Source organism: Rhizobium ruizarguesonis (assembly GCF_012349115.1).
GTDB classification, from domain to species: domain Bacteria; phylum Pseudomonadota; class Alphaproteobacteria; order Rhizobiales; family Rhizobiaceae; genus Rhizobium; species Rhizobium ruizarguesonis.
Genome location: NZ_PQIG01000001.1, coordinates 1 through 17997, shown reverse-complemented (window position 1 = coordinate 17997; position 17997 = coordinate 1). Strand labels below are relative to the sequence as shown.

General features: G+C 59.8%; 19 protein-coding genes and 1 pseudogene. 7 read left to right on the top strand and 13 right to left on the bottom strand.

The features are described from left to right. Nucleotides 1–11: 11 nt before the first annotated feature. A complete protein-coding gene (gene msuE / locus C3Y91_RS00100) occupies nucleotides 12–572 on the bottom strand; it encodes an FMN reductase (RefSeq protein ID WP_130657543.1) in 561 nt (186 codons plus the stop codon). A gap of 419 nt (nucleotides 573–991) precedes the next feature. Between msuE and C3Y91_RS00095 the strand changes: the two genes are divergently transcribed. Both C3Y91_RS00095 and C3Y91_RS00090 read left to right on the top strand, forming a co-directional pair. Continuing rightward, nucleotides 992–1177: a hypothetical protein gene (locus tag C3Y91_RS00095; RefSeq protein WP_130690388.1), complete on the top strand. Its 186-nt coding sequence runs from the start codon at nucleotides 992–994 to the stop codon at nucleotides 1175–1177. Next, on the top strand, nucleotides 1167–1787 hold the full coding sequence (locus C3Y91_RS00090; protein WP_130666129.1) for a helix-turn-helix domain-containing protein: 621 nt from the start codon (nucleotides 1167–1169) through the stop codon (nucleotides 1785–1787). The genes C3Y91_RS00095 and C3Y91_RS00090 overlap by 11 nt, the downstream gene beginning before the upstream one ends. A 59-nt stretch (nucleotides 1788–1846) precedes the next feature. Here the strand turns inward: C3Y91_RS00090 and C3Y91_RS00085 are convergent, their stop codons facing one another. From C3Y91_RS00085 to C3Y91_RS00035, 11 genes are all read right to left on the bottom strand, one after another. Continuing rightward, the gene (locus C3Y91_RS00085) at nucleotides 1847–2182 is read right to left on the bottom strand and encodes a hypothetical protein (RefSeq protein WP_164579850.1); all 336 of its coding nucleotides are present in this window, start codon (nucleotides 2180–2182) and stop codon (nucleotides 1847–1849) included. Nucleotides 2183–2514: 332 nt separating this feature from the next. Continuing rightward, a complete protein-coding gene (locus C3Y91_RS00080) occupies nucleotides 2515–3438 on the bottom strand; it encodes a fatty acid desaturase (RefSeq protein ID WP_130666131.1) in 924 nt (307 codons plus the stop codon). A 127-nt stretch (nucleotides 3439–3565) separates the two neighbouring features. Next, nucleotides 3566–4162, bottom strand: a complete 597-nt coding sequence (locus C3Y91_RS00075) for a 2-hydroxychromene-2-carboxylate isomerase (RefSeq protein ID WP_130666132.1) — start codon at nucleotides 4160–4162, stop codon at nucleotides 3566–3568. Between the two features lie 54 nt (nucleotides 4163–4216). Further along, a complete protein-coding gene (locus C3Y91_RS00070; RefSeq protein WP_130828054.1) occupies nucleotides 4217–5254 on the bottom strand; it encodes an LLM class flavin-dependent oxidoreductase in 1038 nt (345 codons plus the stop codon). A 7-nt stretch (nucleotides 5255–5261) separates the two neighbouring features. Next, a complete protein-coding gene (locus C3Y91_RS00065) occupies nucleotides 5262–6197 on the bottom strand; it encodes an ABC transporter substrate-binding protein (protein WP_130683482.1) in 936 nt (311 codons plus the stop codon). Nucleotides 6198–6265: 68 nt separating this feature from the next. Further along, nucleotides 6266–7210 carry an ABC transporter substrate-binding protein gene (locus tag C3Y91_RS00060; protein WP_130680758.1) on the bottom strand — a complete coding sequence of 315 codons (945 nt, stop codon included), beginning with the start codon at nucleotides 7208–7210 and terminating at the stop codon, nucleotides 6266–6268. Nucleotides 7211–7302: 92 nt separating this feature from the next. Continuing rightward, nucleotides 7303–9078, bottom strand: coding sequence for an amino acid ABC transporter permease/ATP-binding protein (locus C3Y91_RS38335; RefSeq protein ID WP_130828053.1), 1776 nt, complete (start codon nucleotides 9076–9078; stop codon nucleotides 7303–7305). 37 nt (nucleotides 9079–9115) lie between these two features. Beyond that, nucleotides 9116–9673 carry a GNAT family N-acetyltransferase gene (locus C3Y91_RS00050; protein WP_130828052.1) on the bottom strand — a complete coding sequence of 186 codons (558 nt, stop codon included), beginning with the start codon at nucleotides 9671–9673 and terminating at the stop codon, nucleotides 9116–9118. Then, nucleotides 9670–10869 (bottom strand): M20 aminoacylase family protein, encoded by a 1200-nt coding sequence (locus C3Y91_RS00045; protein ID WP_018071738.1) that lies wholly within the window; start codon nucleotides 10867–10869, stop codon nucleotides 9670–9672. Before C3Y91_RS00045 ends, C3Y91_RS00050 begins: the two co-directional genes overlap by 4 nt. Nucleotides 10870–10886: 17 nt before the next feature. Continuing rightward, nucleotides 10887–12236 carry an LLM class flavin-dependent oxidoreductase gene (locus tag C3Y91_RS00040; RefSeq protein ID WP_130688994.1) on the bottom strand — a complete coding sequence of 450 codons (1350 nt, stop codon included), beginning with the start codon at nucleotides 12234–12236 and terminating at the stop codon, nucleotides 10887–10889. A 24-nt stretch (nucleotides 12237–12260) separates the two neighbouring features. Beyond that, nucleotides 12261–13253 carry an MsnO8 family LLM class oxidoreductase gene (locus tag C3Y91_RS00035; RefSeq protein ID WP_168574861.1) on the bottom strand — a complete coding sequence of 331 codons (993 nt, stop codon included), beginning with the start codon at nucleotides 13251–13253 and terminating at the stop codon, nucleotides 12261–12263. Nucleotides 13254–13473: 220 nt separating this feature from the next. Between C3Y91_RS00035 and C3Y91_RS00030 the strand changes: the two genes are divergently transcribed. Both C3Y91_RS00030 and C3Y91_RS00025 read left to right on the top strand, forming a co-directional pair. Then, entirely contained in the window at nucleotides 13474–13755 is a 282-nt protein-coding gene (locus C3Y91_RS00030) for a type II toxin-antitoxin system Phd/YefM family antitoxin (RefSeq protein ID WP_130676661.1), read from the top strand. Further along, a pseudogene (locus C3Y91_RS00025) lies at nucleotides 13755–14067 on the top strand (type II toxin-antitoxin system RelE/ParE family toxin). Before C3Y91_RS00030 ends, C3Y91_RS00025 begins: the two are co-directional and overlap by 1 nt. Nucleotides 14068–14171: 104 nt before the next feature. Here C3Y91_RS00025 and C3Y91_RS00020 read toward each other — a convergent pair. Next, the gene (locus tag C3Y91_RS00020) at nucleotides 14172–15266 is read right to left on the bottom strand and encodes a hypothetical protein (RefSeq protein WP_027688940.1); all 1095 of its coding nucleotides are present in this window, start codon (nucleotides 15264–15266) and stop codon (nucleotides 14172–14174) included. Nucleotides 15267–15622: 356 nt separating this feature from the next. Between C3Y91_RS00020 and C3Y91_RS00015 the strand changes: the two genes are divergently transcribed. The 3 genes from C3Y91_RS00015 to C3Y91_RS00005 are packed head-to-tail and all read left to right on the top strand — an operon-like array spanning nucleotide 15623 to nucleotide 17631. Continuing rightward, nucleotides 15623–16201, top strand: coding sequence for a hypothetical protein (locus tag C3Y91_RS00015; RefSeq protein ID WP_130657532.1), 579 nt, complete (start codon nucleotides 15623–15625; stop codon nucleotides 16199–16201). Between the two features lie 4 nt (nucleotides 16202–16205). Further along, a complete protein-coding gene (locus C3Y91_RS00010) occupies nucleotides 16206–16925 on the top strand; it encodes a hypothetical protein (RefSeq protein ID WP_130657531.1) in 720 nt (239 codons plus the stop codon). Further along, entirely contained in the window at nucleotides 16915–17631 is a 717-nt protein-coding gene (locus tag C3Y91_RS00005) for a PP2C family protein-serine/threonine phosphatase (protein WP_168574860.1), read from the top strand. The genes C3Y91_RS00010 and C3Y91_RS00005 overlap by 11 nt, the downstream gene beginning before the upstream one ends. The last annotated feature ends 366 nt before the right edge of the window (nucleotides 17632–17997 follow it).

The following is a 17997-nucleotide window of genomic DNA, read 5'->3' as shown; positions in this document are numbered from 1 at the left end:
GGTGACGATCCTTACTCGGCCGCCGCCAGGGCCGGATTTGCGCCCGGAAAGAAGGCCGCCAATTCGCCGATCACTTCGTTGATGCGGCCCAATAGCGCGTCGGATGAAACCGCATAGTCTGTGAAATCGCGGTCGGACGCATAGACGGCGGTCGGCAAAGTATGGGCCATGAAAAACCCGAACAGCGGCCGCAGCTGATGCTCGACCATCAACGCATGCCGATCACCGCCGCCGGTGGCCGTGATGATGATCGGCTTGCCCCGAAGTTCGTGGGGGTCGATCAGGTCGATGAGATGCTTGAAATGGCCGGGATAAGAGCCCTTATAGGTCGGCGAGCCGATGATCAGGGCATCGGCCTGCACGATCTCGTCGACGACGTGCCTGGCCTGCGCGTCGAGATCCTTGCGCCACAAGGCGCTGCCCAGCGACGGACCGACATCATTGAGATCATAGCTCTTGCTGGTAAATCCGTAGCGAATGCTCGCACGTTCGGAGACATGCCGCACGAGTGCCAAAGTCTTCGATGGACGGTTGAAGCTGCCAGCGATGCCGACGAGTTTGAAACCTGACATGGTTTTTCCTCTCTTTGCGTTGCTCCAACTATTGTCTACAAAATTGATAGATTAAAGGAACGTGCATCTCTCCTTCTTCGCCTGGTTGAAAAAAACGTTCACCGCCACACCAGCACGCATAGGCTGCATGGCGATCGTCAAAGGGATCGCCGGTCCAGCGACCGCTTCGACCTAGCGTGCGGGAAGACGGCAGGAAGGGGAACTTGTTCGGCTTCTTTTGGAGACGCTGATGCGGGTGCCATGATGATGTCGCGAGCCCGGCGAGAGCTCTTGCAAACTGCAAGCCATAAATGGCTTTGCCGCAAGGTCGAATATAATTGGTATAAGATTTCCGGTTCAGCGGAACGATTGGATGACCGGCCCTGCCTTTTCCTCTGCGGGAAATATACACTCCTTATAGATTTTAGCGGGAGCTTTTCATGCCAGTGCAGACGGCTGATGTCATCGATTTGCAGGCCTACCGGCAATCGCGCAGCAAAGATTCGCCCGATGCGTTCAAGGCGACTGCGCCCGTATCCTTTGCGATGCAGCCCGTTCTGATGTGGGTGCCCTATTGGGGTTTCGTCCCGGTCATGGCAATGGGCATTGCCGGATATGGCGTCTGATCAAGCGCTTGTTCCCGACGGCGAAGCGAGAGACACCGCCGAGGAGATCACGGTTCAGACAGGACAGAATTTGCGGCGCATTCGCACCCGCCGCGGCTACTCCCTGGACCGGCTGGCAAAGATCGCCGGTGTCAGCCGTGCCATGCTCGGGCAAATCGAGACGGGCAAAAGCAGCCCGACGTTAAGCATTCTCTCGAAGATCGCACTTGCTCTCGGTATTCCCTGCGCCGCTCTGATCGCCGAACGCGGCGAAACCTCGATCATTGCGGTACCACGGGCAAGATCGAAGATCCTCGCCTCTTCCGAAGGGCGCTTCCGGACACGGGCTCTTTTCCCCTTCGAAGGCGAGCGGAAGGTGGAATTCTACGAGCTCAGGATCGCTCCGCACCATACCGAAAGTGCCGATCCCCATCAGCATGGAACAGTCGAAAATCTGGTCGTTGCCCAAGGAACCGTCGAAATCATTGCCGGCAAGCAGGCACCCCATATTCTGGGTGAAGGCGACGCCATCATCTTCGATGCAGACGTGCCCCATATCTACCGAAACATGACGGGAACGGAAGCAATCCTCTACCTGGTAACGACCTATCTCGAAGACGTTCGCGTCTGACGCAAAAAAGAGCCCCCGTCTCCGGAGGCTCCTGGTCGTTTCCTTGAGAGGCGGATGACTCAGGCAGCCATCATGCAGCACATCATCATGCCGCCGCAGTTCATCATCACGGGCATGCCGCCGGACATCATCGACATCATGCGCTTGCAGCATTCCATGAACATGTCCTTGTCCATGCCTTCCATCGGCTTCATTTCGCAGACCATGCCCTCGGCAGTCATGCTGCACTTCATGGAGCCCATCATCATCATCATCGGCATGGAGGCCATCATCGGCATCATCGCGCCGTTCATCATGGGCATGCCGCCCATCGGCATCATTCCACCCATCATCGGGTTCATCATGGCAGGCATCATGTTGTTCATCATCGGCATCATGTTCATGGCGGGGTTCATTGTCTCTCTCCGATCAATACAGCGGCGTTTCGCGTTTCAATGAACCGGGAGATAAAAGAACTAATTGCAGCAAACAATGTAAAAAAATCTTCCCATATCTTTTCCTCCAATAGAATGGAACGGTTTCGATGGGATTGCGCAATCTTGCCAAGATAACAGAATTCCGTCCGCTATCATCGCTCGAGCGGAACGACGCGCGCTTCGCCGGCCAGCGCCTGCTGCTTCGCGCGACGCACCTCAGCAAAGGCGATTGGACTCACGCCCAGCAAAGCTGACGTGGCGATGGCATTGGCGGCTCAGCCGGTGACCCCGGATACGATGCGCCGTACCTGTTATGAATGATGAGGATGCGTCGGATCGTCGTGCGGCTTCAGAAAAAACCGGTACACGATGTCCCAATAGCCATCATAGACAAGCCCGCCATTCGAGCGGACCAGCGTTTCGCGGTTTTTGCGATAGACCGCCGGGAGGCGATACCAGGAGATGCCCGGCCGGCGGTGATGGAGAACGTGCAGATTGTTGTAGAGAAACAGCAAGCCGAAGAGACGGCTGTTTTCGACGATGGCGGTGCGTTCCTCATGCCTTTCGGCATATCTGTGCTCGGCATAGGATCTGAGCCGCGTCATCGCAGCGCCCGTATAGACGAAACCGAGATAAAGCCACAGCGGCACGCCGCAGACGACCATCGCCCAGAAAAGGACGGCGGCAACGGCGATGCCGTGCATTGCCCAAATCCGACGTCGTCCCGGTTCGTTCGCCCGTATCTGCTGCCATTCCTGTCCAAGGAAACTCAACAGCATCACCGCAGGACCGATAGTCAAACGGCCGAACAGGGTAGTGTTCCACCGCGCCAGAAACCTGCCAGTGGCGCCAAGCTGCTCCCAGGTAGCCTTGGTAAAATAGGAAGATTCCGGATCTTCGATCGGATCGGTCAGATATTCGTCGCGATGATGCTCCAGATGGCTTTCCTTATAGATCGGATAAGGCAGCCACAGTGACAGCGGTAACGACCCGATCGCGTCGTTTATCCTTTGGTTTCCCGTCGGATGGCCGTGAATGACTTCGTGCTGAAGGGATCCGTGCCAGGCAATCAACCAGCCTCCGGCGATCACGGCCACGATCAGCGGCAATGATTGCCACCACCATGTCAGCGCGAGAAATCCGCCGTGGATGACGAATGCGAGAATGACGGTCGGCCATTCTGTCGTGCGCCTGGAAGCAATTTTTCCGGCGGCTTGCGAAGTCCTGTCGAGCATGCGCGTGATTTCCCCATCAACCACACCAATCTATCGCAGGGCATCAGGAGTAGAGAATAAAGCCTATCTATTTTATAGGCTTATCGGAAAAAATCCGTCCACGGGGGCTGGATTGCTTAATCCAAGCCTAAGGCTTGTCGCCGTGAAGATGACGTTCGAGGAAGGGTAAATTGTCCTGTCCCCAATAGATCTCGCCATCATAGACATAGGTGGGAAAGCCGAAGACGCCGCTGTCGCGGGCATGCACGCGGTCCGCCGACCATTTGTTCTGGACATCGTCGTCGGCTTGTCGCCTGAGGAGTGCTGCGCCATCGAAACCTGCTGATGTCACGATCACTTCGCGCACGTCGGGCTTGCCGATATCCTTCGCCTCGCTCCAGAAAGCATGCTGCAGGGCGCGGGCAACGCCGATCCAATCCTGTCCGTCGAGGTAGGCGGCAATCACGAAGAGGGACGCCGGCGTCGGATCGCTCAAATCCGGGCGATGTTCGAGCTGCAGTTCCTTGCCGCGCACGCGCGCCCAGCGTTTGAGATCCCGCGTCCAGTAGGCGCGCCTGATCTCCGGGCGGTTGCGCGAAAAGATACCGCCATTTTCCTCGACCACCGTCGTCAGATAGGGCGTGACGACGACGTCGTTCTTCGCCGCAAGTTCGGCGAAGGCGTCGAAGCCGATGTAGGACCAGGGCGAGCCGATCGAGAAGAAGTACTCTACTGATTTGGTCACTGATGCATGTTCCCCGCGAGGTGATGGTTCTGGCGTCGAATGGTCGACGGCATTTCAGGAAGCGGATCTAACTTCGGATTGCGCTTTCCATCCGAGCTCCGGTGCGATCAGCATCACGAAGTCGTGGAGAATCTGGCGATATTCCTCGTGCTCGAACTCGTAAGGGAGCTCCAGCCTCAACTCGCTGACCTCGGGCAGGATCGGATCGGCAAAAAGCTGTGCCAATATCTCGTCCGATGTGCCGACGATATCACGGGCGAACAGCGTGCGCCGCTCGCCCTGCGGTGAAAGGGTTCGCTGATGACGGCCAGCGGCATAGTCTCGATATCGGCGGCGTGTTGCGGCATCGGCGCTGTCGAAAGGCACGATGACGCGCCCCAGCGCGATCCGGCGCTGCGTGTCGGCGTCGCGATAGGTTTCGATCAATCGCGATTGCGCGATGAAGAAATCATCCGTCCCCTCACCCGTTATCACATTGCCGGTCAACAGGTTGAAGCCATTGCGACCGGCCCATTCGGCCGAGCGCTGCGACCCGCCGCCATACCAGATCCGGTCGATCAGGCCCCTGGCATAAGGCTGCAGCCGCGGCCGCTGCGGGCCGAAGGGCGTCTTGATCAAGGTCTGCTCGTCGCCGAGATAAGTGCCACGCAGATTGTCGGCAAAGCGCAGCACGCGATCATGCGAGAAATCGTAACCCGTCCAGTCGCCGTCGAAGACAAGCGGAGCGATCAGCTCGGCGTGCAGCGGCCGGCCGGCGCTGACGCCGATGTTCAGCCGTCCGCGCGACAGGACATCGACGGTGGCGAGATCTTCGGCCAGCCGGTAAGGGCTCTCGTAACCGATCGGGATGACCGCGGTTCCAAGCTCGATCCGGCTGGTTCGCTGTGTCGCCGCCGCCAGGAAGGCGCTGGCCGAAGAGATTCCAGGCTCCAGGTGCCGCTGGCGGACCCAGGCACTGTCGAAGCCCAGATCTTCGCCATATTGCAGTTGCTCAAGCGTCTGCTCCAATCCCGACAACGGATCTTCGTCGGGATAATTGCCGGGGGTGAGAAAGCCGATATGGCTGATGGATATGTTGCCCACTCGTGCCATCCGATGATCAGTATTTCGGCAGGCCGGGCGGGTTGGTCTCGGATGCCGGCAAGGCTTCCTTGGAAAGATGCCAGTGGTCGAGGATTTTTGCGTATGTGCCATCCGTGATCAGGCCGTTTGTGGCGACAGTCAGCGCATCGGCCAGGCCGCTTCCCTTGCGGGTGGTGATCGCCACATCCGAGCGATCCGGCCAGCCGGCGCTCAGCGTGCCGACGCGCTTGATGTTCTTGTCGCGCGCGGCGATGAAGACGAGCTGTGCATGCGGCTGGACGATGACATCGGCCCGGCCGGAACGCAGCGCGAGGAGGCTTGCCGCTTCGTCGTCATAATATTGCAGCTCGATCGGTTTCAGGCCCGCGGCAACATCTTTCTCGCTCCACTTCACCAGGATGCGCTCCTGGTTGGTGCCGGCCCCGACAATGATCCTTAGGCCCGCCGCATCCTTGGGTTCCTTGATCGAGGTGACAGGACTGTCGGATTTGACGAAGAAACCGTGCAGACCCTGGCGGTAAGTGGAGAAATCGAACTTCTCCTTGCGCTGCTCGGTGACCCCGACATTGGAGATGACGGCATCATACTTGCCCGAGGCGAGGCCGAGCGGCCAGTCGATCCAGGCGACCGGCACGATCTCCAGCGTCAGCCCGAGGCTGTCGGCGATGGCATAGGCATAATCGGGATCTGCCCCGACCACGGTCTTGGCGTCGGTGGCATAGGTGGCAAGCGGCGGGCCGCCCGGGCTGACGGCGATGGTGAACTTGCCTGGTGTGACGAACTTGAAATCCTTGGGGATCGCGGCAATCGCCGCATCGTTCTTGGCGGCATGAAGCCGGCCCGGCTGCTCTGGGCTGAGGTCGAAATCCTCGGCTGCATGGGTAGCGCCGAAGGAAAGGGCCGACGCCATGGCGGCGATCAGCAGGGTCCGGAATGCCGGAAAGGCAATCATCGTCTTCAATCTCCAAATTGTCAGGCAGGGTGGCCGGCAGCATTGCCGCCGGCCCTATAAGGAACTGATCAGGAGCCGCTCTTCGGCAGCCCGGGCGGGTTTGTCTGGGCCTTGTCGATCGCCTCCGGACCGAGGTTCCATGTATCGAGGATCTTCCGATAAGCGCCGCTGGCGATCAGATCGTTGACGACATCGGTCAAGGGCGCCGCCAGGCCGCTGCCCTTGCGTGTGGTGACGGCAATTTCGGCCGTGATCGGCCAACCGCCGCTGACGGTGCCGACGAGCTTGGTCTTGCCGTTTATCCCTGCCGAATAAGCCTGCGTCGCGTTCACGCTGAAGACGGTGTCGGCTCTGCCGGACTGGACGGCGAGATCCTTGACCGCGTCGTCGTCATAATATTGCACCTCGATCGGCCTCAGGCCGGCGGCGACGTTCTCACGATCCCATTCCAGCAGGATTTTCTCCTGGTTGGTGCCGGCATCGGTGATGACCTTCAGGCCGGCAATATCCTTCGGCTGCTTGATCGCCGTGATCGGGCTGTCGGCCTTGACGTAGAAGCCCAGCTCGTCCTTGCGGTAGGTCGAAAAGTCGAATTTCTCCTTGCGTTCTTCCGTGACCGTCACGTTGGAGATCACTGCGTCGAATTTTCCGGAGGTCAGCCCCAGAGGCCAATCGGCCCAGGCAACGGAAACCAATTCGAGCCTCAGGCCCAGGCTGTCGGCAATGGCCTGCGCCAGATCGACGTCATAGCCGATGACCGTCTTGGAATCGGAGGCATAATCATGCAGCGGCAGATTGCCGCTCGAGCTGATGCCGACGGTGAAGACACCGTTGTCGACGAACTTGAAGTCCTTGACTTCGGCAATGCGCTTCTCGTTCTTTTCCACCCGCAGCCGGTTCGGCTGCTCGGGGCTGAGATCGAACTTCTGCTGCGCCTGAGCGGAACCGAAACCGATCGCGGCAATGGTGACGGCTCCCGCTATCAGAAGCCTTGCCCTATCTGTAAATGTCATGCCCCTTCTCCATTTCATCTTTAGATTGTGGTTGTTGTTATTCGGCCGGAGCAGCCCGTCGCGGCCCGGCATTTCACCAGCGCTGTTTCGCGCTAGAGAACCTTGGCGAGGAATTCCCGCGTACGGGGATGTTCCGCTTGTGCGAAGATGCGGGCCGGCGGCCCAGCCTCCAGGATGCGGCCGCCGTCCATGAAGACGACCGTGTCGGCGACTTCGCGGGCAAAGCCGACCTCATGGGTGACGATGACGAGCGTCGTGCCGGTGCGGGCAAGCTCCTTGATGACGTCGAGCACTTCGCCGACGAGCTCCGGATCGAGCGCCGATGTCGGCTCGTCGAAGAGCAGCACCTTCGGGCGCAGTGCCAGTGCGCGGGCGATCGCCACACGCTGCTGCTGGCCGCCGGAGAGCTGGCGCGGATAGGCGTTGATCTTGTCGCTGAGGCCGATGCGTGCCAGCAGCTCCTGCGCCAGCTGTACGGCGTCCTCACGGCCGACGCCGCGAACCTGGATCGGTGCCTCGATGAGGTTTTCGAGCACGGTCAGATGCGGGAAGAGATTGAAGCTCTGGAAGACCATGCCAATATCGGCGCGGCGTTTGAGGATATCCTTCTCCTTGAGCTCGTAGAGCGTATCGCCCTTCCTGCTGTAGCCGACGAAATTGCCGTCGACCGAGATGAAACCCTCATCGACACGCTCCAGATGGTTGATGGCGCGCAGAAGCGTCGACTTGCCCGAGCCGGACGGACCGAGAATGGCGGTCACGCTGCCGGCGGGAAGGCTGAGCTCGACATCATCGAGCACTTTCAGCGAGCCGAAGCTTTTGGAGATACCGTGGATGCGCACCGCGCCGCCTGCGGCCCGCAGCGTCGCAGCATCCCGGAAACCGATCTTGCGCACGGTGTCGGTTGCCGTCTCGAGGACAGGCAGCGGATGGCGGAAACGCTCGAAAAATGACTGGAAGGGCAACGGCGTCGGATTGCGCACGGCGCCTTTGGAGAAGTAGCGTTCGATATAGCGCTGAGCGATCGACAGCACCGTCATGATGATCAGATACCAGGCGGTCGCGACCATCAGCAGCGGAATGACTTCCAGATTGCGGCGGTAGATCACCTGAACCGTATAGAAGAGCTCCGGCAGCGCCAGCACGTAGACCATGGAGGTGCTCTTCGCCAGTCCGATGAGTTCGTTGAAGCCGGTAGGCAGGATCGAGCGCATGGCCTGCGGCAACACGATGCGGAAGGCCTGGCGGCGGCGCGGCAGACCGAGTGCGGCGGCGGCCTCCAGCTGACCGTGATCCACCGAGAGAATACCGCCGCGCACGATCTCGGCGAAGAAGGCCGACTGGTTGAGCGTCAGGCCGAGGAAGGCGGCGGCAAAGGGTGTCAGCAATTGCACTGTGGGATAGTCGAGGAAGACGGTATCGGTGAAGGGAATGCCGATCTTGATCGTCTCGTAGAGGTAGCCGAGATTGTTCAGGATCAGCAGCAGCACGATGACCGGGATCGAGCGCAGCAGCCAGATATAGCCCCAGGAAAGACCGGAGAGCAGCGGCGACTTGGAAACGCGGGCGAGCGCCAGAGCGGTTCCGAGGATGGAGCCGGATATGGCGGCAAGCACGGTCAAAAGCAGCGTCCTGCCGAGACCGACGAGCACCGGTTCGGCAAAGAACCATTCAGCAAAGACGCCCCAGCCCCAGCGCGGATTGGTGAAGATGGAATAGAGCACGGCAATGATGACGACGGCGGCAAAGATCGTGCCTGCCAGGCGGCCCGGATGGCGCGCCGGCACGATGCGGTAACGGGAATAATCCTTCGATCCTGCCGTCCTGCTGCCGGGATCGATGCCGGCGAAATCCGTCGTCAGTGCCATTGTGCTTCCCTTTTATGATTGTCGGTCTTTGCCGTTTTCAGAAATTTGCGCCGGCCGCCCGCAGGCGCGGTTCGGCATCTTCGTGAGCAGGCTGAGCGAGATGGGTGATATCCTTCTCGAAGGGCAGGCTCTTGTAGATCTCGGGATCAACGGAGGTGTCGAAGAGAGCGGTGTAGCCGTAGTTCAGATAGAGGCCGACCGCTTCGGGCTGGCGAAAGCCGGTCGTCAGGTAGATGCGGGAATAGCCTTGGCGGGCAGCCTGGGCCTCCAGTTCCACCAGCACCTTGCGGGCAAGGCCCTGGCGGCGCAGATCGGAGCGCGTCCAGATGCGTTTGAACTCGGCCGTGCGGTCGTCATAGTTCTTGAAGGCGCCGCCGCCGATGGTTTCGCCATCACGAATCAACAGGAGAAAATTGCCGTCGGGCGGCGCAAAAGCTTCTGGAGGATAACGGTTCAGCTCGACTGCGGCCCCTTCGGCATTGAAATAGTTGCCGTAGCGGCTGTCATATTCGTGGATCAATTCGTCGATCAGCGGCTTGGCGCGCGGGTCGAGAGGGCTGGTATAGAGAAACGTATCGCTCATATCGTTCATCACCCGTTGTCATCAGTGAGGAAGGTTTCGGCGAGCCGGACCCAGTAGCGGGCGGCCGGCGCGATGATCGCGTCGTTGAAATTGTATTGGGCGCTGTGGAGAGAAGCGCTGTCACCATTCCCGACGAAGAGATAGCTGCCGGGATTTGCCTGCAGCATGAAGGCAAAATCCTCGCTCGCGGTTCTCGGCCGGAAATCCTTCTCGATCGCCTCGGGGCCGAGTGCGTCATAGGCGACGCGCCTGGCAAACTCCGTTTCCCCAGCGTGATTGACCAGCGCCGGAAAGCCGAGGCGGTAATTCACATCCGCCTCGGCGCCGAAGCTTTCCGCCTGGGCGCGGGCAAGTGCGGGAATGCGCTCCCGCAACAACTGGCGGACCGTCTCGCTGAAAGCCCGCATGGTGAGCTTCATCTCGACGCTTTCCGGGATGACGTTCGAGGCGGAGCCGGCATGGATGGAGCCGACGGTCGCGACCGCCATGTCCTGCGGATCGACATTGCGGGAAACGACGCTCTGCAGAGCAGTGATGAAGGAGGCCGAGGCCAGCACCGGATCGACGGCCCGATGCGGCTCGGCGCCATGGCCGCCCTTGCCGATGATCTTGATCACTGCCTGATCGACCGAAGCCATGGCGGGGCCAGCGACGAAGCCGAATTGGCCTGCTGGCACACCCGGCCAATTGTGCAGCCCGAAGACCGCGTCGACAGGAAAACGTTCGAACAGGCCTTCCGAGATCATCTTGCGGGCGCCGGCGCCGATTTCCTCGGCGGGCTGGAAGATCAGCCGCAGCGTGCCGCTGAAATTGCCGCTTTCGGCGAGATAACGCGCGGCGGCGAGCAGGATCGACGTATGCCCATCATGGCCGCAGGCATGCATGACGCCGGGATTGCTGCTGGCATAGGCCAGGCCGGTCGCCTCCTCGATCGGCAGGGCATCCATGTCGGCGCGAATACCAATCCGCCTTTGGCCCTCGCCGCGCCTGAGGGTGGCGACGATGCCGGTCCCGGCAATGCCCGTTGCCACCTCATAGCCCCAGGAGGAAAGGCGGGATGCTACGAGCTTGCTGGTCCTGAGCTCCTGGAACGCAAGCTCCGGATATTGGTGCAGGTCGTGGCGAAGCGCGATGATCTCGTCGAGATAGGCGGCGATGCCCTTCTCGACCGGATCGTTGCTGCGCGGGTTCTGAGCGATGATGTTCATGGCGGTTCGTCGGCGCCTCAGGCGCCGACAGCCTTTCCGCGTTCGACCTGATCGGCGCCTGCCGCATACCGGCTTTCGCGGAAGGGAAGGCCCAGATGATCGCGCAGCGTCTCGCCCTTCAGGACCGGGTCGAAATAACCGCGCTCCGTGAGGATCGGCAGAACATATCTCGAGAAATCATCGAAGCCCTCGGCGATGACAGGGAAACCGAGGATGAAGCCGTCGGCAGCACCATGGTCCACCCAGCGGATGATCTCGTTGGCGATGTGTTCCGCCGTGCCGATGAAGGCGGTGCGCGGCGTTGCGGAATCAAGCGCGACCTGGCGGAGCGTCAGGCCCTCCTCCCGCGCCGTCTTCTTGATGCGGTCGGTGGTGGCGCGGAAATTGTTCCTGCCGATATCGCCGAGATCGGGGAACGGCGCGTCGAGCGGATAGATGCTGAAATCATGATGATCGAAGAAACGGCCGAGATAGAGCAGCGCCTCCTCTGTCGTGACGAGGTTGCGGATCGCCTGATACTTGGCGTCAGCCTCTTCCTGCGTCGCACCGACGATCGGTCCGATACCAGGGTAAATACCGACTTCCGCGGCACTGCGGCCATGGGCAATCACGCTGTCCTTGAGCTGCCGGTAGAAGACCTTCGCCTCCTCGAACGGTCCGCCATTGGTGAAGACCGCGTCGGCATGTTTGCCAGCGAGCCTGATGCCGGAATCCGAGGCGCCTGCCTGGAAAACGACCGGCTGGCCCTGCTTGGAGCGGCCGATATTGAGCGGCCCCTCGACGCGGAAGAAGCGGCCCTTGTGGTTGAGGCGATGCATCTTCGTCTTGTCGACAAAGACGCCGGTCTCGCGGTCGCGGACGAAGGCGTCGTCGTCCCAGGAATCCCACAGGCCCTTGATCGCATCGATATAGTCCTCGGCGATCTCGTAGCGCAGTTCGTGCTCGGGATGTTCGCGGCTGTAATTGCGCCCCGAGCCTTCGAGCGGCGAGGTCACCGCATTCCACCCTGCCCGGCCGCCACTGATGAGATCGATCGAGGCGAACTGGCGGGCGATGGTGAAGGGATCGCTGTAGGAGGTCGACACCGTGCCGACGAGGCCGATTTTCGAGGTCGAGGCGGCGAGCGCCGAGAGAATGGCGATCGGCTCGAACCGATTGAGGAAATGCGGAATGGACTGCTCGTTGATGTAGAGCCCGTCGGCGACGAAGGCAAAAGCAATACCCGCCGCCTCCGCCTTACGTGCTGTCTTGACGAAGAACTCGAAATTGACGCTGGCATCGGCCGGTCCGCTTGGATGCTTCCAGGCATTCATGTGGCCGCCGGGACCTTGCAGCATGATGCCGAACGTGACGTGTTTTTGAGCCATGGGATCAATCCTTTTTGGAAACGGTCAGGCGACGAGGGAAAGCCGCTCCTTGGCGAGCAGTTCGATGGAAGCCAGGCGCTCGGCGACGGAAAGCGCCGGCGTGTCGAGCACGAACTCCTTGACCCCGTAGCGGCGGTGAAATTCGTCCAGCTCCTTGCGGATCTGCTCCGCCGTGCCATGCAGCACGCTCGGCACTTTTTCCTCGATGCGGTAATCGGTGACCCCGGCCTGGCGGGCAAATTCGGCCGCCTGCTCCTCGCTGCCGACATTGACGGTCTGGCCGTTCGGCAGGAACACCTTGACGATGCGCAGCTTGCCGACGCGCTCGCGGGCATAGTCCTCGCTTTCGGCGGCGAAGGCGGCGAGCGCCAGGATCGCGCGCTTGCCGCCGGATGCCCGCTCATAAGCCTCGAAGGTCCTGCGCAGATTGGCGGGATCGCCGTTCAGGTGACCGGCGAAAACAAGCTCCCAGCCCTTCTCGGCAGCGAGCTCGGCGCTTTCGACGCTGGCGCCGAGGAGGAAACGTTCGGGAGCAGTCGGCGGGAAAGGCGTTGCCTGCGCCCCCTCGTAATTCGGGTCGGCAGCGAGATATGTGTTGAGATCGGAAAGCTGGCTCGCAAAATCTGGCTTCCTGGCCGGATCGACGGCAAGCTGCAGGGCACGCGTCGAGAGCGGAAATCCGCCCGGCGCCTTGCCGACACCGAGATCGACGCGGCCAGGTGCAAGCGATGCCAGAAGATTGAAGGTCTCGGCAACCTTATACGCGCTGTAGTGCTGCAGCATGACGCCGCCGGAGCCGATGCGGATCCTCGAGGTCCTGGCAAGGAGATAGGCTATCAGCGCCTCCGGCGCCGAGCTCGCCAGATTGGACATGTTATGATGCTCGGCGACCCAGAAACGGTGATAACCGAGTTCCTCGGCCCGGGCGGCAATCTTGACCGTCGCCCGCAGCGCATCCGCGGCCGTCAGACCCTGTTCGATCGGGCTTTTGTCGAGAAGACTGAGGAGGTAGGTCATGGCACCACGATCCGATCCTTGGTTGCAAAGTTTAGTCTATAAAATCAGTAGACAAACTTCATTATAAGAAATGGCATTCTCTTTCGAACGCGATGAGTGAAAAAAAGCGGCCGCACCTAAGATGGAAAATCGCCTGCCGGGACTGTGTCCCACCGGCAGCGCAAGGCTTCCTTCAATCGCCACTTGATGGTCTATATCTTGGTCGAAAAGGAGTAACCGCATGAAGCTGTCAGAACAGGTCAAGCCGATCAGCTACCTCAAGGCGCATGCGCCCAAGATCGTTCGGCAGCTGAAGGACAATCCGCAGCCGGTCGTCATTACGCTTCACGGAGAAGCGAAAGCCATCCTTCAGGACATCGGCCAATACGAAGAAACACAGGAGACGCTGGCGCTCCTGAAGGTGTTGGCGCTCACCAACCGGCAGGTCGAGGAGGGCAAACTGCGTCCCGCTGCGGAATCCTTCGCGCGCATCCGCAAACGTCTGGCTGACAGCCAACCCTGATGCCATCTCGTATTCTTTTCGCCGAGGAAGAGGAACGCGACATCGAGGATCTCTATCGCTTCATCGCTAGCCGCGACGGCAGAGCGCATGCTGACGGAAATCAAGAGCGCATGCGCCGAGCTTGAAGAATTCCCCGCCGGCGGAAATATTCCGAAGGAATTGGCGGGTATTGGAATTTCCGAATATCGGGAACTGCCCCATAAGCCATGGTGCCTGATCTATCGCATTATGGGCACCGATGTCGTCGTCTATTGCGCCTTAGGCGGACGGCGCGACATGCAGAGCGTTCTCGAGCGAAGGCTCATCCGCTGACGTCCGGCATATCGTACTTCACCGCTTCGGATATAGGGCTTGTCCAAAACCATCCCACTTACCTGCGTCGATCACGACGGATCACGCTCAAGCACATTGAAACATCAATGTTTTTCTGTCGTGCGGACAGGGGGCGTCTTTGGCAAACTGGGGGCTGTTGAAAGGGGTCGCTGCGCTTTTGCGACGTTTCGTAGCGCAGCGATCGTGCGCTGCGGCGCGTCAAGGATTGCGGAAAGATGGGTGGCACGCCCAGCCGGCATGCGTCCTTCCATGGCAATCGCCTGTGCGATGGTCTGCGGAACCGAAATGCCCATCCCCAGTGGAAAATCGGGATTGGTGCTATGCCATGCATGCGGCACCACAATGTCGGTTCTGATATCGGGGCGTGAATTCAAGGCCCCGAACCAGTCCCAGGCGCCCATGACGTCGATGACGTCCTTAAATAGCATCGGCATACCGACCTTGGCGCTGATCGTGACGATGCGCGTGCGGGTGGCGATCGCCTCTGCCAGATGCGGATGCTCGCTTTCGATTGCATAGAGCGCTTCCGACAGGACAAGATTGCCCTTGGAATGACCGACGAGGAGACGTGGCGCGAACCGCTGATCCTCGAGGAGGGCGATGACTGTCTCGGTGTCCTTGCTTGTGCGCGTCCAGAGATAGCCGCTCTCAAGCTCTTCGCTTTTCGAAAACAGCTTGGTGAAACTGTCGAGTGGCTCGAAGGCGTGACGGATGCTGTTCAAGGCGCCGAAGAAGAAAAACCCGCCGAGCGCCTCGGTCAGGATGTCGGCGAGCCCATATCCCGAAACGACGGCGGTGACCGACTCGCCGAGCGCATCGGCGACATTGCGCGCGAAGGCTGCGGCTCCGAGCGCAGAACTGCCGACACCTGCAATGGCGAGTGCGCCGACGGGTGCCGCTTTTTCCAGATAGTCGTTGACTGTCAGGAAGACCTCGAGTGCTCCCCGGCCGGTTGGCGGCACAAGGATGATTGCCCCCTCGCGGGCCAGCCAGAAGGCAAGTCTCGGCGTCTCCTCCGCGGTTATGGTGTTCACATCGTAGAAAACGGCGTCGAGAACGGCGTTGCGTCGCTGCAAGCCGTCGAGAGTGATCGTGCGGAAGGCATTGTCGGCGAGTTTTTCGGGCAGCGCCGCCGTGCGCTCCATCTGCACATTCGCAAGGACAGGCACTGGACGCATGGGGCACCCTCATTTTGATAGGGACACGCTGCGTTGCAGCATAGCCGTTGTTGACCGACGATGCAATTTTAAGGTGAAGGATCTTGCGCTATTTTTCCGCACCGGCATGCAGCCGGGAGCCAGCCTCAGATCTGTCCTCTGTCCTAGGACCAAGGACAGCACTTGGTCTGGGAGTCGCCTGTGTGGGGCTTGGAGTTTCGTTCTTCCATGACGGTTACGGGCCACGTTCCCGGCGGAACCGAATCTGCGATGGGAACGTCGGTGTCGACCCATCACCGTGCGATGACGGTCAGGCTTTGACATAAGCGCCCCTTTCATGTTTACTGTCCTCGGTCCTAGGACAGAGGACAGTAAACATGAAAAGCCAAGATATCGTCATCCTGTTGAAGCTGATTAGCCTGCAAGATCAGGAAATCGCCAAAGGTATGGATCAGCTAAGATCTGAATCCATCGGTGGCGACCCCTATTCCGTGCGCAATCTTGAAGCCCTGCTCGGGATCAGCAAGACTGAAATCGCCCAATCGATCAGGAGAAGCGTCGCCTCCGGAATCGCGCGCAAAGATAACATTCCGAGCGAGCCCCGGCCGCATCGGCGAAATCTGTTTGATTTTATTGCAAAAGGACTGAAATTCGTCTTCCCAGCCAAATTGGGACCGCTGCAACGGGGCTTGCCCACTGCGTTTGCAGCGCCGATGCTGAACGGGCTTCTCGTCAGCGGCGGAACCTACGATTATGTCTGGCCCCACGCTAGCGGACATCAAATGGGACAGTCGGTCGAACCCCTTTTCAGAAGCGTGCCTGAGGCTGCATTGAAAGACGAGCGGCTCTACGAATACTTGGCGCTGGTCGATGCGATCAGGCTCGGAAATCAGCGAGAGGCGGGTCTCGCCGCCGATCACCTCAAGTCGAAGATCACCTCAGGTCGTGGATCGTAAGCAGATGACAGAAGTCCGCGAACAATTGCTGGAAATGCTCAGAGCCGTCGCCACCGCTCTGGGCGACGAACTACGTTCGCGCCTGGTCTTCGTCGGCGGCTGCACAACGGCGCTCTTCATTACCGATCCGATAACGCTCGAGGACGTACGCACCACCGACGACATCGACCTCATCGTTGACCTGGCGGGATGGCCGGCATGGGCTCATCTCCAGGAGGAGCTTCGACTGCGTGGTTTCATGGAAGCCGCCGGCGAGGAGGTGATATGCCGGATGCGCCTCGGCAAACTCAAAGTTGATTTCATGCCCGATGACGCCGCGATCCTCGGCTTCACCAATCGCTGGTACGCCGAGGGGATAGAAACCGCAGCGCAACACCAACTTTCAGACCATCTGTCCATTCTGGTGCTGACCCCGCCCCTGTTTCTCGCGACGAAGCTGGAAGCGTTTATCGGGCGCGGACATGATGATCTTCTCACAAGCCGCGATGCAGAAGACATCCTGCTCATCGTCGACGGCCGAGAAACCCTCCTCGACGAAGTCTTGGCGGCAGCGGAAGACGTCCGACAGTTCATCGCCGCGCAGTTTCACGCCCTTCTGAAAAACGGCGACTTCGACGATTTCCTGGCCGGTAATATCCGCGGACCCGCCGGACGTGTCGGGATTGTACGGGACCGCTTCGTCGCCATAAGCCAGAGTGCGGACGGTGTCGCACATGAAAATTGAAGCTCTATGGTTCAGCCAACAAGGAACGCGCACGATTGACAATCGAGACCATGCCGGGATCGGCATACGGGACGGCGAGTTTTTGGCCATCGTTGCCGATGGTTCCACAGCCGGCCCGATGAACGGCGAATACGCGCAGTCAATCGTTGAGATGGTGGTGGATTGGTTCGTCGGGGCCGCCGACCCCTTCAGCAACGAACACGTCCTGAAGGCACTCAAGCAGATACATCAGACGCTTCGGGAGACGTTCCCACGCGGTTCTGCCAGCATCCTTCTTTTCCACGTCGGCGAGCGGGCTGACCTTACGGTCATCCATTCCGGTGATTGCGTCCTCGGATGGATCGACGCCGATATTGTCTGGCAAACCAGCCCACATACTCTGGCCAACGCCCTAGCTGCGATGCCGCTCAAAGACATCGCCAAATCCGCAATACGCCACCGGCTCACCCAAAGCTTTCGCGCAAGAGAATACATGTCACCGGAGATCTTCACGCAAGAGCAAGTCGCAGGCATTTTCCTGCTGGCCACCGACGGGTTCTGGGCCGAGCTGACGGAACCGGAGCAGATCGCGTTTCTTGGCGGCGACCAATCCGCCACCGCTGAAAGGGATGATCGCAGCGTTCTCGAACTGCGGATTTCGCCGAACGATTCCCTCGAGGTTTCGCTGAACAATCGATCCTCATCCAACCTTTATCGAAAATCTTGAGCCTCGATGTCGCTGTCAAAGAAGCGCCGAAGATCGCCACTGCCGGCCATCCATCAACTTGATGGAACATTGGCAGGCGCCGACGATCATCGCCGGAACGCGCTCGACGGCCTTCGATTTATATCGAAGCCTTTAAGCCTTGGCGTGGCGGCCAAGTTCTCCGGAATCTAAACCGTAGCTTGGCTTGAGAACTCGCAAACCGACCAAACATGGAGGTGGATGCTCTTTTCGCCAATCGATGTACAGATTAACGCATTCGGCATATCGACACATACTATAGGCTCAATCCCAAACTCTTCGTGCGCGAAAGCGAGCGCTCCAACTCCATCTGCTGCGTGAGTTCTGCACGATGACTGCGGTCGGCAA

Coding starts and splice junctions, on each gene's coding strand:
- msuE (WP_130657543.1), bottom strand. CDS start 572: ATGTCAGGTTTCAAACTCGTCGGCATCGCTGGCAGCTTCAACCGTCCA.
- C3Y91_RS00095 (WP_130690388.1), top strand. CDS start 992: ATGCCAGTGCAGACGGCTGATGTCATCGATTTGCAGGCCTACCGGCAA.
- C3Y91_RS00090 (WP_130666129.1), top strand. CDS start 1,167: ATGGCGTCTGATCAAGCGCTTGTTCCCGACGGCGAAGCGAGAGACACC.
- C3Y91_RS00085 (WP_164579850.1), bottom strand. CDS start 2,182: ATGAACCCCGCCATGAACATGATGCCGATGATGAACAACATGATGCCT.
- C3Y91_RS00080 (WP_130666131.1), bottom strand. CDS start 3,438: ATGCTCGACAGGACTTCGCAAGCCGCCGGAAAAATTGCTTCCAGGCGC.
- C3Y91_RS00070 (WP_130828054.1), bottom strand. CDS start 5,254: ATGGCACGAGTGGGCAACATATCCATCAGCCATATCGGCTTTCTCACC.
- C3Y91_RS00065 (WP_130683482.1), bottom strand. CDS start 6,197: ATGATTGCCTTTCCGGCATTCCGGACCCTGCTGATCGCCGCCATGGCG.
- C3Y91_RS00060 (WP_130680758.1), bottom strand. CDS start 7,210: ATGACATTTACAGATAGGGCAAGGCTTCTGATAGCGGGAGCCGTCACC.
- C3Y91_RS38335 (WP_130828053.1), bottom strand. CDS start 9,078: ATGGCACTGACGACGGATTTCGCCGGCATCGATCCCGGCAGCAGGACG.
- C3Y91_RS00045 (WP_018071738.1), bottom strand. CDS start 10,869: ATGAACATCATCGCTCAGAACCCGCGCAGCAACGATCCGGTCGAGAAG.
- C3Y91_RS00040 (WP_130688994.1), bottom strand. CDS start 12,236: ATGGCTCAAAAACACGTCACGTTCGGCATCATGCTGCAAGGTCCCGGC.
- C3Y91_RS00035 (WP_168574861.1), bottom strand. CDS start 13,253: ATGACCTACCTCCTCAGTCTTCTCGACAAAAGCCCGATCGAACAGGGT.
- C3Y91_RS00030 (WP_130676661.1), top strand. CDS start 13,474: ATGAAGCTGTCAGAACAGGTCAAGCCGATCAGCTACCTCAAGGCGCAT.
- C3Y91_RS00020 (WP_027688940.1), bottom strand. CDS start 15,266: ATGCGTCCAGTGCCTGTCCTTGCGAATGTGCAGATGGAGCGCACGGCG.
- C3Y91_RS00015 (WP_130657532.1), top strand. CDS start 15,623: ATGAAAAGCCAAGATATCGTCATCCTGTTGAAGCTGATTAGCCTGCAA.
- C3Y91_RS00010 (WP_130657531.1), top strand. CDS start 16,206: ATGACAGAAGTCCGCGAACAATTGCTGGAAATGCTCAGAGCCGTCGCC.
- C3Y91_RS00005 (WP_168574860.1), top strand. CDS start 16,915: ATGAAAATTGAAGCTCTATGGTTCAGCCAACAAGGAACGCGCACGATT.